The 1,128-nt window shown below is 42.1% G+C and carries 1 protein-coding gene and 1 pseudogene; both read left to right on the top strand.

What is annotated here, in order from left to right; all coding sequences use genetic code 11:
* Nucleotides 1–275: 275 nt before the first annotated feature.
* Nucleotides 276–842: pseudogene (locus AAC854_RS22610) on the top strand (tyrosine-type recombinase/integrase); the annotation flags it as partial.
* 51 nt (nt 843–893) lie between these two features.
* Nucleotides 894–1,128 (top strand): IS630 transposase-related protein (locus AAC854_RS22605; protein ID WP_340619053.1); only part of this gene is annotated, 235 nt, incomplete at its 3' end.

The raw sequence follows: 1,128 nt of genomic DNA, 5'->3' as shown, positions 1-1,128 counted from the left end.
TTTAAATCATGATGATGAAACTGATTGAAACTAGAGGAAACCACCTGAAATCTATAGTTTTTGCCCTTCTAAGCCGTAGGTCACAGGTTCGAATCCTGTAGGGCGTACCATTCTTTCCTATCTTAACGTCTTCAGAAGTCTACAAAACCCCATTAAATACGCAGTGTTAACCTTTTTCCATTCTCCTGTAGTCTAGTCAGGTATGTTGAAATCCACAGATCTCTGGGGGCATAATAGGGGGCATTGTTAGGTTCAATCAAAATGGATGCCCCCACATGAAGTTGACAGCCAGACAGATAGACACCGCAAAGCCAAAAGAAAAAACGTACAAACTCTCCGATGGTGGGGGCATGTACTTAGAAATTTTCCCGAATGGTTCCAAATGTTGGCGGTTAAAATATCGCTTTGCAGGTAAAGAGAAGAGATTAGCATTTGGCACTTATCCCACCGTAACGTTAGCAGAAGCCAGAAACAAAAGAGAAGATGCTAAAAAAATATTGGTAAATGGCGATGATCCGGGGCAAGTTAAAAAGCAGGAAAAAAGAGAAAAGGCTCTCATCGTAAATAACAGCTTCGACAAAATCGCCCTTGAGTGGCACGCTTATAAGGCTCCCAATTGGTCAAAGGGGTACGCAGAAGACCTTTTAGAAGGCTTCACAAAAGATATTTTCCCTTACATCGGCAAGCAAGCCATCACCGATATTAAGCCCTTAGACATGCTCACTGTTTTGCGCAAAATGGAACAGCGCGGCGTTCTCGATAAGTTGAAAAAGATCAGACAGGCATGTAACCAAGTTTTCAGATACGCAATTGTCACGGGAAGAGCAGAATATAGCAGAATCATACTAATATGTCATAATATCCAAATCCAACATGACAAGGCATAAAGTGAAATGGGTTACAGTTTAGGTTTTCGAAAAAGAGTCCTGGCATACAAAGATAAGCATTCGTTGACTTTCGAACAAACGCGTGCCCATTTTGAGATTTCTATTCGTACCCTGTTCCGGTGGAGCCATCAAATAGAACCTTGCATGACGCGTGATAAGCCTCCCATGAAAATTCCTGATGAGGTGCTCATCGCGGATGTCCAAAATTTTCCTGATGACTATCAATGGGAAAGAGCAAAGC

It is taken from the genome of Xenorhabdus entomophaga (assembly GCF_037996725.1).
GTDB classification, from domain to species: domain Bacteria; phylum Pseudomonadota; class Gammaproteobacteria; order Enterobacterales; family Enterobacteriaceae; genus Xenorhabdus; species Xenorhabdus khoisanae.
Note: the sequence above shows the minus strand (reverse complement) of the source record. Positions and strands in the feature narration are given on the sequence as shown.